Source organism: Massilia sp. CFBP9012 (assembly GCF_034045115.1).
Taxonomy (GTDB): Bacteria; Pseudomonadota; Gammaproteobacteria; order Burkholderiales; family Burkholderiaceae_D; genus Telluria.
This window is the reverse complement of sequence record NZ_JAXCWM010000007.1, coordinates 144,106-162,249: the sequence shown is the minus strand read 5'-3', so window position 1 is coordinate 162,249 and position 18,144 is coordinate 144,106. Positions and strand designations below refer to the sequence as shown.

The 18,144-nt window shown below is 64.4% G+C and carries 12 protein-coding genes; 9 read left to right on the top strand and 3 right to left on the bottom strand.

Features of this window, described 5'->3' with window-relative positions; genetic code table 11:
- Positions 1-3: 3 nt before the first annotated feature.
- On the bottom strand, positions 4-489 hold the full coding sequence (locus SOM61_RS13340) for an SRPBCC family protein (protein WP_320474542.1): 486 nt from the start codon (positions 487-489) through the stop codon (positions 4-6).
- A 206-nt stretch (positions 490-695) separates the two neighbouring features.
- On the opposite strand from SOM61_RS13340, the gene SOM61_RS13335 reads away from it, so the two are divergent.
- From SOM61_RS13335 to SOM61_RS13300, 8 genes are all read left to right on the top strand, one after another.
- On the top strand, positions 696-2,765 hold the full coding sequence (locus tag SOM61_RS13335) for a UvrD-helicase domain-containing protein (protein ID WP_320474541.1): 2,070 nt from the start codon (positions 696-698) through the stop codon (positions 2,763-2,765).
- Positions 2,766-2,941: 176 nt separating this feature from the next.
- On the top strand, positions 2,942-5,077 hold the full coding sequence (locus SOM61_RS13330) for a DUF4214 domain-containing protein (protein ID WP_320474540.1): 2,136 nt from the start codon (positions 2,942-2,944) through the stop codon (positions 5,075-5,077).
- Positions 5,077-5,352 carry a SlyX family protein gene (locus tag SOM61_RS13325; RefSeq protein WP_320474539.1) on the top strand — a complete coding sequence of 92 codons (276 nt, stop codon included), beginning with the start codon at positions 5,077-5,079 and terminating at the stop codon, positions 5,350-5,352. The genes SOM61_RS13330 and SOM61_RS13325 overlap by 1 nt, the downstream gene beginning before the upstream one ends.
- 175 nt (positions 5,353-5,527) lie before the next feature.
- Positions 5,528-7,663 (top strand): M3 family metallopeptidase, encoded by a 2,136-nt coding sequence (locus tag SOM61_RS13320; protein ID WP_320474538.1) that lies wholly within the window; start codon positions 5,528-5,530, stop codon positions 7,661-7,663.
- 89 nt (positions 7,664-7,752) lie between these two features.
- Positions 7,753-9,876, top strand: coding sequence for a M3 family metallopeptidase (locus tag SOM61_RS13315; RefSeq protein ID WP_320474537.1), 2,124 nt, complete (start codon positions 7,753-7,755; stop codon positions 9,874-9,876).
- Positions 9,877-9,943: 67 nt separating this feature from the next.
- Entirely contained in the window at positions 9,944-12,103 is a 2,160-nt protein-coding gene (locus tag SOM61_RS13310) for a M3 family metallopeptidase (protein WP_320474536.1), read from the top strand.
- A gap of 279 nt (positions 12,104-12,382) precedes the next feature.
- Positions 12,383-12,667: a DUF4404 family protein gene (locus SOM61_RS13305; protein WP_109345866.1), complete on the top strand. Its 285-nt coding sequence runs from the start codon at positions 12,383-12,385 to the stop codon at positions 12,665-12,667.
- Positions 12,668-12,834: 167 nt separating this feature from the next.
- Positions 12,835-15,030 (top strand): YgiQ family radical SAM protein, encoded by a 2,196-nt coding sequence (locus tag SOM61_RS13300; RefSeq protein WP_320474535.1) that lies wholly within the window; start codon positions 12,835-12,837, stop codon positions 15,028-15,030.
- On the opposite strand, the gene SOM61_RS13295 is transcribed toward SOM61_RS13300, so the two are convergent.
- Complete coding sequence (locus SOM61_RS13295) at positions 15,031-16,245, bottom strand: AI-2E family transporter (protein WP_320474534.1); 1,215 nt, start codon at positions 16,243-16,245, stop codon at positions 15,031-15,033.
- Positions 16,242-16,727, bottom strand: coding sequence for a cyclic nucleotide-binding domain-containing protein (locus SOM61_RS13290; protein ID WP_320474533.1), 486 nt, complete (start codon positions 16,725-16,727; stop codon positions 16,242-16,244). The genes SOM61_RS13295 and SOM61_RS13290 overlap by 4 nt, the downstream gene beginning before the upstream one ends.
- Positions 16,728-16,971: 244 nt before the next feature.
- Between SOM61_RS13290 and SOM61_RS13285 the strand changes: the two genes are divergently transcribed.
- Positions 16,972-18,123, top strand: a complete 1,152-nt coding sequence (locus tag SOM61_RS13285; RefSeq protein WP_320474532.1) for a GGDEF domain-containing protein — start codon at positions 16,972-16,974, stop codon at positions 18,121-18,123.
- Positions 18,124-18,144: the final 21 nt, after the last annotated feature.

The window sequence follows — 18,144 nt, the reverse complement described above, 5'->3', positions numbered from 1 at the left end:
CGCTCAGTTCAGCAGCGTGGTGTTCAGCTTGCCTTCGCTGGCCAGCTTGCGCAGGATGCGCACCGTGTCGAGGTCGGCTTCTTCATAGGCCGACTTCTTGAACTCGTCATACATCGCGTTGGCCGGATCGGCGTGTTCGCCGGTGCCGTCGTCGTAGCAAAAACGCACCAGCAGCATGGCATTGGTCGGCGCCTCGATGATCATGCGCAGGCTCGAGGCCGCGATCTCGCCCTGGGCCGGCACCTCGTAGCGCACTTCCTGCAGCGGGGTCAGGAACACCTGGTCTTCGATCACCAGCTCGCCGAAGGTCAGGCGGCGGCGGAAAGCGCCCGCCTCGCGCTCGACGATCTCGCTGGTGTCCAGGTGCGGAATGAACATCTTCGGGTCTTCGGCGCGCAGGACCAGGCCATGCCATACCTGCTCGCGGGTGAGGGTATCGATCAGCGGGTTCATCGGGTCGTTGATTTCAACGAGATGTTCGAATTTCATAGGGCAAATGTCCAGAGAATTGGGGGCGCAGCGGCGCACGCCGCAAAGAACGCATGTTACTCGATTGCGCGCCAGTATGCCCTGCCTCTCCCGATCGGTCCTGCACCGGCCGGTGTGTTGCAATCCGGTGCAGGCGGCGCGTGCCATCGCCCGTTGGGCCCGCCAGATTGTTACAATCGCTGCCTGTCCCTCCAGAAATAATTCCCATGTCCACTGCACCACGATTCGGCCTCAACGGGCCGCAGAGCGAAGCCGCGCTATATCTCGACGGCCCTTGCCTGGTGCTGGCCGGCGCCGGCTCGGGCAAGACCCGCGTGATCACGCAAAAGATCGCCTACATGATCGAGCATTGCGGCTACGACCCGCGCACCATCGCCGCCCTGACCTTCACCAACAAGGCGGCGCTCGAGATGCAGGAGCGCATCGGCAAGCTGCTCAAGCAGCCCAAGCAGGCCAAGCAATTGACCGTGTCCACTTTCCACTCGCTGGGCGTCAAGATCCTGCGCCAGGAAGCGGCCGGGGTGGGCCTGAAGGACAAGTTCTCGATCATGGACAGCGACGACTGCTACACCATCGTCTCCGACCTGGCGATGAGCACGGATAAGCAGGAAATCCGCGGTATCCAGAACACGATTTCGCTGTGGAAGAACGGCCTGGTCGACCCGGAAGACGCGATCAAGGCGGCGCGCGACGAGGACGAGGCCATGGCCGGGCGCGTCTACCGCAGCTATGTGGCGACCTTGCAGGCCTACCAGGCGGTCGACTTCGACGACCTGATCCGCCTGCCGGTGGAACTGTTCCGCAATAACGAACCGATCCGCGACCGCTGGCAGCGGCGCCTGCGCTATCTGCTGATGGACGAATACCAGGACACCAATACCTGCCAGTACGAGCTGGTCAAGCTGCTGGTGACGGGTGTGGGCAAGAAGCCGATGTTCACCGCCGTTGGCGACGACGACCAGGCGATCTATGCCTGGCGCGGCGCCTCGGTCGAGAACCTGAAAACGCTGGGCGACGATTTCCCCGACCTCAAGGTGATCAAGCTCGAGCAGAACTACCGCTCCACCACCCGCATCCTGCAGGCGGCCAACGCCGTCATCGGCAACAACCCGAAGCTGTTCGAGAAGTCGCTGTGGTCCGAGCACGGCCTGGGCGAGCCGATCAAGGTGCTGGGCATGCAGAACGACGACCAGGAAGCCGACCAGATCGCGATCATGATTTCGTCCGAGCATTTCCAGCGCAAGAACAAATGGTCCGATTTCGCCATCCTGTACCGCGGCAACCACCAGGCGCGCGTGATGGAGCAGGCGCTGCGCAAGGAGCGCATCCCGTACACGATGTCGGGCGGCCAGAGTTTCTTCGACAAGGCCGAGATCAAGGACATCATCGCCTACCTGCGCCTGATCGCCAACCAGGACGACGACCCGGCCTTCATCCGTGCCGTCACGACCCCCAAGCGCGGGGTCGGCATGGCCACGCTGGAAGTGCTGGGCGAATTTTCCAAGCAGTGGAATTGCTCGCTATACGAGGCGGCGCGCAAGGGCGGCATCGAAGCCAAGCTGGCCGACCGCCAGCTGGGTTCGCTGCGCGACTTTTGCCAGTTCATCGCCGAGCTGGAAGACCGCGCCACCCGCCCGGGACCGTCGGGCAGCGGCGACCATGCGGCCGAGGTGCTCGACGACATGATGAAGGAAATGAACTACGAGCATTATCTCTACGAGAATTTCGACGACCGCGCGGCCCAGGCCAAGTGGCAGAACGTGCTCGAGTTCAATAACTGGCTGAAGGAGCGCGGCCGTGGCGGACGCGACCGCGACGGCGAGGAAAAGAACCTGCTCGAGCTGACCCAGATGGTGGCCCTGATGTCGATGCTCGAAGGCCAGGACGAGGAAGAGGATGCGGTGCGCATGTCGACCCTGCACGCGTCCAAGGGGCTGGAATATCCGCATGTCTACCTGGTCGGGGTGGAAGAGGGGATCTTGCCGCACAAGGGCGATCCGGACGCCTCGGTCGAGTCGATCGCGGCGCGCATCCAGGAAGAGCGGCGCCTGATGTATGTGGGCATCACGCGTGCCCAGCGCACCTTGCACGTGAGCTGGTGCAAGCGCAGGAAACGAGCGGGCGAACTGGTGAATTGCGATCCTTCGCGCTTTATTAAGGAGATGGCGCTGGACGTCGGCGAAGCGGCGCCGATGGAAAGCGAAATCCTGAGCCCGAAAGAAAGATTGGCGAACCTGAAAGCCTTATTGGCAACACCACGGCCGGTTCCTGAATAAATAGGAAATAGAACGTTGCGCGCAAGCCTTGGCGAATCGACAAGACCTGCGCACGATTGAAATCGCATTTGACTTCAACTGTCGAGCAAGAAATACTTGCCCGAATGCGAGTTTTTCGATAGCTAAAGTTTCACGGCAATTGCCGTGTGGCAAGCGTAATGTTCTTTTTCCGATCCATGGCCACCGTTTCCGACATCACCACCACCCCGCTCTCGGGTTTGAACCACATCGACGCCCTGCTGGACAAGGGCCCCGACTGGAACTACCTCAGCAATTCCAACGCCAACATCCTGTACTACACCTTTTCGACGGACTCGGGCAACGAGGCCGATAAGAGCGGCCAGGAAACGTTCAGCGTCTCCCAGCAGGCGGCGACCCGCACCGCCTTCACCTATCTGCAGCAGATCACCGGCATCGAATTCCGTGAAACGGGATCGGGGACGGCGGCCCAGATTCACCTGGCCAATATGGATCTCGAAGGACGGTTCACGACGGGGCTGTGCAGTTGGCAGGCCGGCTACCGCTCGACCTCGAACGGCACGCTGACCGAGTACACGGCGAACGCCTATGTGTACCTGGACAATGCCGAGTGGGAGCACATTACCGGGAACCTGACGCTGGGCACCCAGGGCTATGAAACCCTGCTGCACGAGCTGGGTCACGCACTGGGCCTGAAGCACCCCTTCCGCGAGGGTTCGGAAGCGCAGATCGTCTTGCCCGGCAACGAAAACAATACCAGCAACACGCTGATGTCCTACGACTCGCTCGGCGGCTGGCACAGCACCTACCGCCCCTATGACATCGCCGCCTTCAACTGGCTGTACGGTGGCGACGGCCTGCGCGGAGCGCTCGGCATCAACGGCAGCGGCGGACGCTACATCACTGGCAGCTACAAGGACGACGTCCTGGTGGGCACCCAATTCAACGATACTTTGCAAGGTAATGGAGGCAACGATATGATCGACGGCGGAGCAGGAATCGATACGGTGGTCTATAACGGCAACCGCAACAACTATACCTTCGGCACTTTGGGCGACGGCGCACTGACGGTGTCGGGCGCGGAGGGGACGGATACCCTGCGCAATATCGACTGGCTGCAGTTCGCCGACATGACGGTCGAGCGCGCCAATGTACTGGCGGACACGGCGGCGCCAGCGGCGCCGGTGCTGGCCGTGACGCAGAACGGCAAGGGTTACGCGACCACCGGCAACATCCTGCTGCTGAACGGCAGCGCCGAGGCCAACTCGACGGTCAAGGTCTATCTGGGCGACAAGCTGATCGCCACGGCCCAGGCCGATGGCAGCGGCCTGTGGAGCACCCGTTCGACGGATCCCTTCGTGGATAGCCGCGACTACCGGATCTTTGCCACCGCCACCGATGCAGCCGGCAATGTCTCGCAGGCGAGCAACCAGGTGCTGTTCCACATCGACGCGACCGCGCCCGTGGTCCCGACGATGAACATCGCCCTGGCGGCAGGCAGCAACCGTCCGCTGTTCACGGGTACCGGCGAAGCCGGCACCACGATCGAGCTGTACCGCGATGGCGACTTCACAAAAATCGGCACCGCCACCGTCGCCGGCGACGGCAAGTGGGCGCTGGCCTCGCAGCCGCTGCCGAACGGCAGCTACAACGTCACCGTGGTCTCGCTCGACGATGCGGGCAATGCGCGCGCAGGCCAGCAGAGCATGCCGATGACGATCGGCCACAACGGCTTCCAGGGCGGCACCGCAGGCGCCGATACCATCACCGCCAATGCCGGCAGCAATGCCATCGATGGCGGCGCCGGTCTCGACGTCGCGGTCTACAGCGGTTCGCGCGACGCCTACGCGCTCAAGAAGGAAACCTGGGGCTATACGGTGACCGCGCCAAACGGCGAGGTCGACGGCCTGTTCAACGTCGAGCGCATCAAGTTCGACGATGGCTGGAAGGCGATCGACACGGTCTCGGCGCAGATCTTCCGCCTGTACGAGGCGGTGCTGGACCGTACTGCCGAGGAAACCGGCCTGGGTTACTGGAACTGGCGCATGGATAACGGCACCTCGCTGCACCAGGTGGCCACCGAGTTCATGATCCAGCCCGAGTTCAAGAAGCTGTACGGCGAGAACCCGACCGACCAGGAATTCATCCACAAACTCTATGAAAACGTGCTGGACCGCGAACCGGATACCGGCGGCCTGCTGTACTGGTCGCAGATGATCGGCCAGAACGGTCGCGCCCAGATGCTGATCGACTTCGCCGAAAGCCCGGAAAACCAGGCCCTGGTGATCGACGTTGTCGGCAAGGGCCTCGATTTCGTGCCCTGGCAGGGCTGATGGCCGACATGCCGGGCCGCCCTGCGCGGCCCGGCTGGCATAATGCCTGTTTTACGCAGGATGCCGCCGCCATGAACCAGGAAGACCGTTTCATCAGTCTCGAAATCAAGCTCGCCCAGCAGGAAGACCTGCTCGATGAGCTGAACAAGACCATCTATCGCCAAGAGCGCCGCATCGACGGACTCGAGGCGATGGTTGCCAAGCTGGCCGACCATGTGCGCACCCTGCGCGACGCCGGCCAGTCTCCGCTCAACGAGCGTCCCCCGCATTATTGAGCCTTCGTTTCGTCGTGCAGCGCTGTGTTTACGCCCGTAAACACAGGGGCTCTCCGCTGATACATTGCAATACTTTTTAATTGTTACGGTGGCCTTGCAAGCCTGCTATGATCTTTAGCGCACTGCTGTCGAGCCAGCCCCGGCAGTACCTTCCCTAGTGTTCGCGAAAGACCTCATGATCCGTCCAAAACTGCTCATCGTGGCTGCCAGCGTCGCGCTGGCACATGCAGCCATTGCCGCTCCCGTCCTCGACGCCGCCAACCCCTTCGCCCAGCCCAGCAGCCTGCCGCTGAACTACCCCGCCTTCGACAAGATCAAGGACGCGCACTTCCTGCCGGCCTTCAATGCCGGCATGCGCGAGGAACTGCGCGAAGTCGAGGCGATCGCCAACGACAAGGCCGCGCCGACGTTCGAGAACACCATCGTGGCGCTGGAGCGCTCCGGCCAGCTGCTGGCGCGCGTGTACGCGACCTTCTCGAACCTGCAGGGCGCCAATACCAACGACACGCTGGACGCGGTCGACCGCGAGATGTCGCCCAAGCTGGCGGCGCATTCCGACGCGATCCACCTGAATCCAAAACTGTTCGCGCGCGTAAAGGCGCTGCACGACAAGCGCGCGTCGCTGGGCCTGGACGCCGAGTCGGTCCACCTGCTCGAGCGCTACTACAAGGAATTCGTGCGCGCCGGCGCCAACCTGTCGAAGGCCGACCAGGCCAAGCTCAAGAAATTCAATGGCGAGATCGCTTCGCTGCAATCGGACTTCCAGCAGCGCGTGCTCAAGGGCGCGAACGCCGCCGCCCTGATCGTGGACACCCGCGCCGAACTGGCCGGCATGAGCGATGCGCAGATCAGCGCCGCCGCCGACGAAGCCGCCAAGCGCGGCCAGAAGGGCAAGTTTGCGATCCCGATCGTGAACACCTCGAGCCAGCCGGCCCTGTCGTTTTTGACCTCCCGCGCTACCCGCGAGCGCCTGATGAAGGCCTCGCTGGAACGCGGCACCCATGGCGGCCAGTTCGACACCACCAAGCAGGTGCTGCGCCTGGCCAAGCTGCGCGCCGAGCGCGCCGTGCTGCTGGGTTATCCGAACTTCGCGGCCTATTCGCAGGAACTGGAAACCGCGCGCAACCCGGCCGCCGTCAACAAGCTCTTGGGCGACCTGGCCGCGCCTGCGGTCAACAACGCCAAGAAGGAAGCGGCCGAGATCCAGAAGGTCATCGACAAAGAGGGTGGCAAGTACCAGGTCGCGGCCTGGGACTGGCCGATGTACCAGGACAAGGTGCGCGCCGCGACTTTCAACTTCGACGAGAGCCAGCTGCGCCCTTACTTCGAATTGAACCGCGTGCTGGTCGACGGCGTGTTCTTCGCCGCCACCCGCGAATTCGGCATCACCTTCAAGCAGCGTACAGACCTGCCGGTGTACAACCCGGACGTGACCGTGTACGACATCTTCGACGTCGACGGCAAGCCGCTGGCGATCTTCATCTTCGACCCCTATGCACGCGGCAACAAGCAGGGCGGCGCCTGGATGAACGAATACGTCTCGCAGTCGCACCTGCTGGGTCACAAGCCGGTGATCGGCAACCACCTGAACATCCCCAAGCCAGCGGCCGGCGAGCCGACCCTGCTGACCTACGATGAAGTGGTCACCACGTTCCACGAGTTCGGCCATGCGCTGCACGGCATGTTCTCGGACGTGAAGTATCCGAAGTTCTCGGGCACCAACGTGCCGCGCGACTTCGTCGAGTATCCGTCGCAGGTCAACGAGATGTGGGTGACCTATCCCGAGGTGCTGGCCAATTACGCGAAGCACCACCAGACCGGCGCGCCGATGCCGAAAGAGCTGCTGGACAAGGTGGTCGCCTCGAAGAAGTTCGCCCAGGGCTACCGCACCACCGAGTACCTGGCCGCCGCGCTGCTCGACCAGCGCTGGCACCAGCTGACCCCGAGCCAGGTGCCGACGGACGTGCTGTCGTTCGAAGCCAAGGCGCTGCAGGATGCCGGCGTGGCCTATCCGCCAGTGCCGCCGCGCTACCGCACCGGCTACTTCTCGCACTCGATGGGCGGCGGCTATTCGGCCGGCTACTACGCCTACCTGTGGAGCGAGCGCCTCGACGCCGAGACCGTCAAGTGGTTCACCGAAAGCGGCGGCCTGACCCGCAAGAACGGCGATCACTTCCGCAAGACCCTGCTGTCGCGCGGCGGCACGGCCGAAGCGATGGACCTGTTCCGCAACTTCCGCGGCCGCGATCCGGAAATCGGACCGCTGCTCGAACGCCGCGGCCTGGTCGAGACCAAGCCTGCCGCAAACTGATATCGCGCCGCCCTCCTTCGCTGCCACGAGCAGTGAAGGAGGGCGGTGTGCTATTCGCACTACCTTTCCCACAACGCACAAGAGACACTATGAACCGTCCCCAACTGCTGCTGATCGCAGCCAGCGTCGCCATGGCCACCTTCTCCTTCGCCCAACCGGCGGCTGCGGCCCTGGAGGCCTCGAATCCGTTCGCCAAGCCGAGCACCCTGCAATACGGCTACCCGGCCTTCGACAAGATCAAGAACGAGCACTTCGCGCCGGCTTTCGCCGAAGGCATGCGCCTGGAAGCGGCTGAAGTCGTGAAGATCGCCGACAACAAGGCCGCGCCGACGTTCGACAACACGATCGTGGCAATGGAGCGTTCGGGCGCACTGCTGACGCGCGTGCGCGCGGCGTTCTACACGCTGACCGGTTCGTACACCAACGACACGCTGCAGGCGCTGCAAAAAGACCTGGCGCCGAAATTCGCCGCCCACGGCGATGCGATCCGCCTGAACCCGAAGCTGTTCGCGCGCATCAAGACCCTGCACGACAAGCGTGACACCCTGAAGCTGGACGCCGAATCGAAGTTCCTGCTCGAGCGCTACTACAAGGACTTCGTGCGTTCCGGCGCGGGCCTAGCAGACGCCGACAAGGCCAAGCTGAAAGGCTACAACGCCCAGCTGGCCGCGCTGCAGACCCAGTTCAGCCAGAACGTGCTGAAAGAAGTGAACGCATCGGCCTTCGTGGTCGACACCCGCGAAGAGCTGGCCGGCCTGCCGGAGAAGGCGATCGAAGCGGCCGCCGTGGAAGCGAAGAAGCGTGGCCTGGACGGCAAGTTCGTGATCCCGGTGGTGAACACCACCCAGCAGGCGCCGCTGGCCGTGCTGACCAACCGTAACGTGCGCGAAAAACTGCTCACCACCTCGATGATCCGCGGCAGCCGCGGTGGCGAGTTCGATAACCGCAACGTCGTGCTGCAACTGGCCAAGCTGCGCGCCGAGCGCGCCGAACTGCTGGGCTACGAGAGCTATGCGGCCTATTCGCTCGAAGACCAGACCGCCAAGGACACCGCCTCGGTCAACAAACTGCTGGGCGACCTGACCGCGCCGGCCGTGCGCAACGCCAAGAAAGAAGCGGCCGAGATCCAGCAGGTGATCGACGCCGAAAAAGGTGGCTTCCAGCTGGCCGCCCAGGACTGGAGCATGTACAGCGACAAGGTGCGCACTGCCAAGTACGCCTTCGATGCCAACCAGCTCAAGCCTTACTTCGAGTTCAACAATGTGCTGGAGAAGGGCGCCTTCTTCGCCGCCACCCAGCTGTGGGGCATCACCTTCAAGCAACGCACCGACCTGCCGACCTACGATGCCGACGTGCGCGTGTACGACGTGTTCGAAGAGAACGGCGAGCACCTGGCGATCTTCATCATCGACCCGTATGCGCGTCCGAACAAGCGCGGCGGCGCCTGGATGAGCTCCCTGGTCGACCAGAGCTTCCTGCTGAACCAGAAGCCGGTCATCACCAACAACTTGAACCTGACCAAGCCGGCCGCCGGCGAACCGACCCTCTTGACCTGGGACGAAGTGCGCACCACCTTCCACGAACTGGGCCACGCGACCCACGGCTGGTTCTCGAAGGTGAAGTATCCACGCTTCTCGGGCACCAACGTGCCGCGCGACTACGTCGAGCTGCCGTCGCAGGTCTACGAGATGTGGATGGCCTGGCCCGAAGTGCTGGCTAGCTACGCCAAACACTACCAGACCGGCGCGCCGATGCCGAAAGAACTGCTGGACAAGCTGCGCGCCGCCCAGCGTTTCAACGAAGGCTACCGCACCACCGAGTACCTGGCGGCCGCGGTGCTGGACCAGAAATGGCACCAGCTGGGCTCCAAGCAGATGCCGAGCGACGTGATCGCGTTCGAGAAGCAGGCACTGAAGGACGCCGGCCTGGACTTCGCGCCGGTGCCGCCGCGCTACCGCAGCACCTACTTCTCGCACGCCATGGGCGGCGGCTACTCGGCCGGCTACTACAGCTACCTGTGGGCCGAACGCCTGGACGCCGACGCCGGCGAGTGGTTCAAGGAAAACGGCGGCCTGCTGCGCAAGAACGGCGACGTGTTCCGCCAGAAGGTGCTGTCCAAGGGCGGCACCATGGACGCGGTCGACATGTACCGCGACTTCCGCGGCCGTGACCCGGTCATCGAGCCGTTGCTGGAACGCCGCGGCCTGAACTGATGACGTGAGGAGGCCGGCCCCGCGCCGGCTTCCTCCTGCACTATCTTCACAACGAGAAGCAAACAATATGAAACGTACCCACTTCCTGCTGGCCGCCGCCGTGAGCGCCGCCGTCCTGAACATCGCCCACGCGGCGCCAGCGGCCCAAGCCGCGGCGCCAGTTGCCGCTTCCGCGAAATTCGACGCATCGAACCCGTTCGCGAAAGAGAGCACGCTGCCGTTCAACTTCCCGGCCTGGGACAAGATCCGCAACGAGCACTTCGCCCCGGCCTATGCCGAGGGCATGCGCCAGCACGCCGCCGAGATCGAAAAGATCGCCAACAACAAGGCCGCGCCGACGTTCGAGAACACCATCGTCGCGATGGAACGCGCCGGCCGCATGCTGTCGCGCGTGAGCACCGCCTTCGGCACCCTGTCGGGCTCCTATACCAACGACACCCTGATCGCCCTGGGCCGCGAGATGGCGCCGAAGCTGTCGCAGCACAGCGACGCGATCCGCCTGAACGGCAAGCTGTACCAGCGCATCAACACCCTGTACAACAAGCGCGACAGCCTCAAGCTGGACGCCGAATCGGCCTACCTGCTGGACCGCTACAACAACGACTTCGAGCGCGCCGGCGCCAAGCTGTCGGATGCGGACAAAGAGAAGCTGAAGGAGTACAACAGCAAGCTGGCCGCCCTGCAGACCCAGTTCGCCCAGAACACGCTGAAGGAAGCCAACGCCTCGGCGCTGGTGATTGACAGCCGCGCAGAGCTGGCCGGCATGAGCGACAAGGCGATCGACGCCGCCGCCGCGGAAGGTAAAAAGCGCGGCCTGGACGGCAAGTTCGTGATCCCTGTCGTGAACACCACCCAGCAGGCCGCCCTGTCGGTGCTGACCAACCGCGACACCCGCGCCAAGCTGCTGTCGGCATCGATGGCGCGCGGCAGCCGCGGCGGCGAGTTCGACACCCGCCAGACCGTGCTGCAGATCGCCAAGCTGCGCGCCGAACGCGCCGTGCTGCTGGGCTACCCGAACCACGCCGCCTACAACCTGGAAGAGCAGACCGCGAAGACCACCGACGCCGTCAACAGCCTGCTGGCGGAGCTGGCCCCGCCGGCCGTCAACAACGCCAAGAAAGAGGCGGCCGACATCCAGAAGGTGATCGACGCCGAGAAGGGTGGCTTCAAGGCCGCGGCGCATGACTGGGCCTTCTACAGCGACAAGGTGCGCGCCCAGCGCTACGCCTTCGACGCCGGCCAGTTGCGTCCTTACTTCGAGATCAACCGCGTGCTGGTGGACGGCGTGTTCTTCGCTGCCAACAAGGAATTCGGCCTGACCTTCAAGGAGCGCAAGGACCTGCCGGGCTATAACGAAGACGTGCGCATGTTCGACGTGTTCGACGTCGACGGCAAGCAGCTGGCGATCTTCACCTTCGATCCGTACGCGCGCTCGAACAAGCGCGGCGGCGCCTGGGCCAATGCCTGGGTCCCGCAGAGCAAGCTGCTTGCTACCCGCCCCGTCATCGCCAACAACCTGAACGTGGCCAAGCCGGCCGCCGGCGAGCCGACCCTGCTGACCTACGACGAAGTGCGCACCACCTTCCACGAGTTCGGCCACGCGCTGCACGGCATGTTCTCGGACGTGCAGTACCCGCGCTTCGCTGGTTCGCGCGTGCCGCGCGACTACGTCGAGTTCCCGTCGCAGGTGAACGAGATGTGGATGGCCTGGCCCGAAGTGCTGGCCAACTACGCCAAGCACTACCAGACCGGCGAGCCGATGCCGAAGGAATTGCTGGACAAGGTCCAGGCTTCGTCGCAGTTCAACGAAGGCTTCCGCACCACCGAGTACCTGGCCGCGGCGCTGCTGGACCAGGCCTGGCACCAGCTGGCCCCGAACCAGATCCCGCAGGACGTGCTGGCCTTCGAGGCTGAAGCGCTCAAGAAGGCCGGCGTCGACTTCGCCCTGGTGCCGCCGCGCTACCGCAGCGCCTACTTCTCGCACACCTTCTCGGGCGGCTACTCGGCCGGCTACTACGGCTACCTGTGGGCAGAGAAGCTGGACGCCGACACCGTCGAGTGGTTCAAGGCCAACGGCGGCCTGACCCGCAAGAACGGCGACCACTTCCGCAAGACCCTGCTGTCGCGCGGCGGCACGCTGGATGCGATGCAGATGTACCGCAACTTCCGCGGCAAGGATGCGGATATCAAGCCGCTGCTGGAGCGTCGTGGTTTGACTGGCGAGTGATGCTGGTGTGCGCCGGTCGCGGGTTGCGATTGGCGCAGGTAGTTGGTTGAAAACTTGGGCTCCCACCTCCGTGGGAGCGACGTTGTTTGAGGGTGGGGAAGAGTTGACTGCAGCTCTTTGGCCAATAACTCATGCACGTCGCTCCCGCCCTCGCCGGGCGCCTTGGCGGGAGCCCAATTTCATTTGCACAGCCACAATCGCCAACCGAGCCATACAGCCGTGTTCCTGCTCCCGCCCCCCATGGCTTACAATGAAATCGAGCCAACACCGGAGACCACGATGCAACCCGAACACGATGCCGACCTGAAGGCACGCCTGAAAGCCCTGCACCGCGAACTGCAAGAAACGGGCGACACCGATGTCGAACTGGAAACCCTGCTGCGCCAGCTCGATGGCGACATCGAGAAAGTGCTGGAGCGCCGCGCCGAGCAGCAGCTCGATGCCAACACCTATGGCCTGGGTTCGCGCACCCAGGAACTGGCGGCGCGCTTCGCCGCGCGCCACCCGCGTGTCGAGTCCGGCCTGCGTGAACTGGGGCAAATCCTGTCGAATATGGGCATCTGACGTAGGCGAATTAGCCACAAGTCATTGATTTTAAGCCATTTTTCGGGGTGGTTCGCTGCCCCAAAAATGGTTTTCCGGTACAATGCCGGCCAATGAACTCCCCAGCCAATCTCTTTGCGACGGTCGCCAAGCGCTCCAGTCGCGGTGCAACTGCACCCTTTCTCCCGATGTCCCGCGCCGAAATGGACACGTTGGGCTGGGATTCGTGCGACATCATCCTGGTCACGGGCGACGCCTATATCGACCACCCGAGCTTCGGCATGGCCCTGGTCGGCCGCCTGCTCGAGGCGCAAGGCTACCGCGTCGGCATCATCAGCCAGCCCGACTGGACCTCGGTCGAGCCGTTCCGCGCGCTGGGCAAGCCCAATCTGTACTGGGGCATCACCGCCGGCAATATGGACTCGATGGTCAACCGCTACACGGCCGACCGCAAGATCCGTTCCGACGACGCCTATACCCCCAACGCCGAGCCGAACAAGCGCCCCGACCGCGCCGTGACCGTGTATTGCCAGCGCGCCCGCGAAGCCTTCCCGGGCGTGCCGGTGATCGCCGGCAGCATCGAAGCCTCGCTGCGCCGCATCGCCCACTACGACTACTGGTCCGATAAAGTGCGCCGCTCGGTGCTGTTCGAGTCGAAGGCCGACCTGCTCATCTTCGGCAATGCCGAACGGGCCCTGGTCGACCTCACCCGCCGCATCGCGGCCGGCGAGAACATCAAGACCATCCGCGACCTGCGCGGCACCGCCTTCCTGGTGCCGCAGGGCTGGCTGCCGGACGAAGAGTGGTCGGTGCACAACTCCACCCGCGTGGACGTACCGGGCCGCATCGACAAGCAGCCGAACCCGTACGCGATGGCGCTGGAAGATCCAAAAGCCTGCGCGCTCGACAACGCCGCGCCCGAGCCGGAAGTCAAACCGGTGCTCATCATGACGCGCGAACAGCGCCAGGCCGCGGCCCGCGAAAAGGCCGCCAAGACCGTGGTGCGCCTGCCGTCGTTCGAGACCGTCAGCGAAGATCCGGTGATGTATGCGCACACTTCGCGCGTGTTCCACCTGGAATCGAATCCGGGCAATGCGCGCGCACTGGTGCAGGGCCACGGCGACCGCGACGTCTGGCTCAACCCGCCGCCGCTGCCGCTGGCCATGGACGAGATGGACAACGTCTACGACCTGAACTACGCACGCGCTCCGCACCCGAGCTATGGCAAGGCCCATATCCCGGCCTGGGAAATGATCCGTTATTCGGTCAACATCATGCGCGGCTGCTTCGGCGGCTGCACCTTCTGCTCGATCACCGAGCATGAAGGCCGCATCATCCAGAGCCGCTCCGAGCCGTCGATCCTGCGCGAGATCGAGCTGATCCGCGACACGACCAAGAACTTCGCCGGCACCATCACCGACCTGGGCGGGCCGACGGCGAATATGTACCGCCTGGCCTGCAAGGAAAAGAAGATCGAGGAAAGCTGCCGCCGCCTGTCGTGCGTGTACCCGACCATCTGCTCCAACCTGGGCACCGACCACAGCAAACTGATTTCGCTGTACCGCAAGGCGCGCGCGATCCCCGGCATCAAGAAGATCCTGATCGGTTCCGGCCTGCGCTACGACCTGGCCGTGCGCTCGCCCGAGTACGTCAAAGAGCTGGTGACCCACCACGTGGGTGGCCTCTTGAAGATCGCGCCGGAACACACCGAAGCCGGCACCTTGTCGAAGATGATGAAGCCGGGCATCGGCGCCTATGACGAGTTCAAGCGCCTGTTCGACAAGTATTCGCTCGAAGCGGGCAAGAAGCAGTACCTGATTCCCTACTTCATCGCGGCCCACCCCGGCTCGACCGACGAGGACATGCTGAACCTGGCGCTGTGGCTCAAGAAGAACAACTTCAAGCTGGACCAGGTGCAGACCTTCACGCCGACGCCGATGGCGATGGCGACCACCATGTACCACTCGCGCAAGAACCCGCTGGCCAAGGTCACCGAGGATTCCGAGATCGTCGAAACCGCCAAGAGCGGCAAGACGCGCAAGCTGCACAAGGCCTTCCTGCGCTATTACGATCCGGAGAACTGGCCGATCCTGCGCGAGGGGCTCAAGCGCATGGGACGTGGCGACTTGATCGGCAATGGCGAGCGGCATTTGATTCCGCCGCCGGGAGGCGAGCTGCCGGGTGCGGCGCGTGAAGAGCGTCGTCCGGCCGGTGCGCCGCCGAAGGGGCGTGTGATCGAGGTGGCGACGAAGCGGGCGCTGCCAGGCGGCGACCGCCGCAGCCAGCGTGTGCCGGCCGCGCGTTCGACCGGGGCGCCGGCAGCCAAGGCGGCGCCGTCGATCCTGTCGACCATCAAGTCCAAGCCGAAGACCGTCAGGAAGTAATCATGCCTCGGGGGGCGCGCTGGACGTCGCGTTCAGCGCGCCATTCGGCGTCGGCGCCCCGCGCCGCTCGCGCGCGATGTCCAGGTCGACGCTGGCCTGCCTGGTCCGCAAGGCCCGCGCATAGCGGTGCCTTGCCCGCAGCCGCGGATTGGTCACCAGTGTTCCCAGCGTCTCGCCGATCACCATCACCACCCCCAGCAGCGGCAGCACCAGCATCAGCCCCACCACCCCCGCCAGCATGCCGCCAATAAAAATCATCAGCACCGTCACCAGCGGGTGGATGTGCAGGCTGCGGCCCAGCGTCAGCGGCATGAACAGGAAATCGTCCAGCAGCCGCACCAGCACGAACACCCCGATCGCGCCGTAGGCCATCAGCGGATTGCCCGGCGCATCGGTCGATGCGACGATCACCACCAGCACGCAGCCGGCGATCGAGCCGACGAACGGCACCCAGGCCAGCACGGCCGAAATCAGCCCCAGCAGCAGGGGCGACGACACCCCGATCACCCACAGGCCCAGCGCCAGCACCAGCGTGTCGAGCACGGTCAGCTTGAGCAGCCCCTCGAAATAGCGGCGCGCGGTCTGGTCGACCTCGTGCAACAGGTACAGCGCACGCTCGAAATAGGCATTCGGCACCGCCCGTGCCAGGAACTTCTTGAAGCGCACGCCGTCGCGCAGCAGGAAGAAGGTGAGGAAGGGCGCCAGCAGCAGCGACGGCACCCAGGTCATGACGCCGACCACGATGTCGCCCAGGTGGTTCTGCGCGAAGTCGTTGGTATAGGTGGTGAACGCCATGTCGACGGTCGAGGTCAGCCGCATCTCGGCCAGGATCGGGAAGCGCGCCTCGAGCATGGCCAGCGAGGTGCGCACGAAGGCCACGCCGCCATCCAGGTACAGGCCGATGGTCGCTTCCCACGAGTCTTCTTCCGGCCCATCGCTCCAGCTCAGGGCCAGCGCCAGCGCCAGCGCGGCCAGCGTGAAGAACAGGGTGCAGACCCAGACCGCGGCGGCGTTGCGGCCAAAGCCCGAGCGCACCATGCGCTGCATCGGTCCCAGCAGGATGTAGTAGAGCACGGTGCCGAAGATGAAGGGCAGGAATAGCCATAGCAGTTGCTGGACCACCAGCAGCAGCAGGCAGGTGGCGGCGACAATCCCGGTCCAGACCACGGGACCGGCGCGCTCGGGGCCGTTGACGATGCCCGGCACCGGACTCATAGCGCTTCCAGTTGCGGCCGTCCGGTACCCATCCATTCGCGCAGGCGCAGGCCGATGTGGCGCGCCAGCGCCAGCGAGATCTTGTAGCCGAGGACGGCGTCGGTTTCCATCAGGCCCAGGAAGTCGGCGCGGAAGAATACCGCCACCTCGCAGGGTTCGAGCGCGCGCGCCTGGGCATTGCGCGGCGAGTTGTCGAGCAGGGCCAGGTCGCCGAAGAAGCCGCCCGGCTCCAGCTCGGCCACCACCTGGGTCACGCCCTCGTGCAGGCGGCTGATCCGCATCCGGCCGCTCATCAGGAGATACAGGGCCTGGCCTTCCTCTCCTTCGTCGAAGACGATCTCATCCTTTAGATAGCGGCGTTCGTGCAGCAATCCATCGACAATCTTCAATTCCAGCGGCGTCAGCGCACTGAACAGGGAGGAACTCTTCAGCCGGTGCAGGCGCGGCGACATCCGAGGGGGCTTGAGGAAACGAAAAATCACTAGTGCTCCGGCGTGGTGCGGTGTGTTGTCTGTTTGATTATCCGCGATTGGATGCTGCTACGCATCAAAAAGCGTCAGCCGCGCACAACAGTGTGGCATTTGTCCATACCTCTACCAAACGTGCGCGCCGTGTTTTTGGAAAACGTGTAACATAAATTCTTTAAGGCAACATTAGTTGCTGCGATGTTATGTGCTGCGCGAGCCGTCGCGCGTGGCCCGGCCAACGTTCCGAAGAGGACAGGCAGTGATCGATATACAGACTTTTCTTCTTGCGCTCGGGATCGGTAACGTCGGCTTTGCGATCCTGATGGCAGGATATACCCATGGCGCCGACCGCAATCCGGGTTTGCAGCTGTGGATGTGGGCGCGCCTGGGCATGGGCCTGAGCCAGCTGGCCGGCTGGGCCCGTCCCATGCTGGCGCTGCCGCTCCTGAGCGGGCTCGAGGGCATCGGCTGGATCCTCGCGGTATCGCTCGAGATGGCGGCCTACTGCGTCTTCTTCGGTTTCGCGCGCTGGGGACGGATCGTCTTGCCGGTTGCCGTGCTGTCGTCCGCGGTGGTGATCGCGGCCGGCATCCACGGCGCCAGCCACGCCCAGCTCAGCGCCATGGTGGCGGGCGTGGTGGCGCTGTTCGCCGCCGCCATGGCATGGGTGCTGCTGCGCCGGCGCCATGCGTCGCTGCTGCAGCGGATCATCGGCATCAACGATGCGCTGTTCGCCGTCGCGGTCGCGCTGTGGGCCGGCTCGGTCCTGCTGGGCAAGGGGCCGTTCGACCATGTGCTCGCGCGCGAAGCCGCCTATCTCGCCGGCTACCTGCTCATGATCGTCAACGGCTTCGGTTTCCTCTTGCTGTGCAAGCAGAAGGACGATGCGCGCATGGCCAGGCTGGCCTCGACCGACTGCCTGACCGGCCTGCCCAACCGTCATGCCTTCCTGGAGCGCGCCGAACGCGCGCGCCTGGCGGCCCAGCGCCAGCGCCATCCGCTGGCCTTGATGATGATCGACATCGACCACTTCAAGCAGATCAACGACCGCTGGGGCCATGCCAGCGGCGACGACGCCCTCCAGGTATTGGCCCGCACCGCGCGCGAGGTGATGCGCGAGCACGAGAGCATCGGCCGCGTTGGCGGCGAGGAATTCGCGATGATGCTGCCCGGCGCCGACATCGACGCCGCAGTGCAGGCCGCCCAGCGCCTGCGCCAGGCGGTGCGCGCGGCCACCGTGATCACCAGCGGGCCACGCTACACGATGACGGTCAGTATCGGCGTGGTGGTGCTCGATCCGAACGAAGACCTGAGCGCGGCGCTGGCGCGCGCCGACCATGCGCTGTATGTGGCCAAGCGCGCGGGGCGCGATCGGGTGGAAGTCGGGGATCCGGTGCGACGCCGGGCGTGAGCGGGGCCGTCGATAAAACGG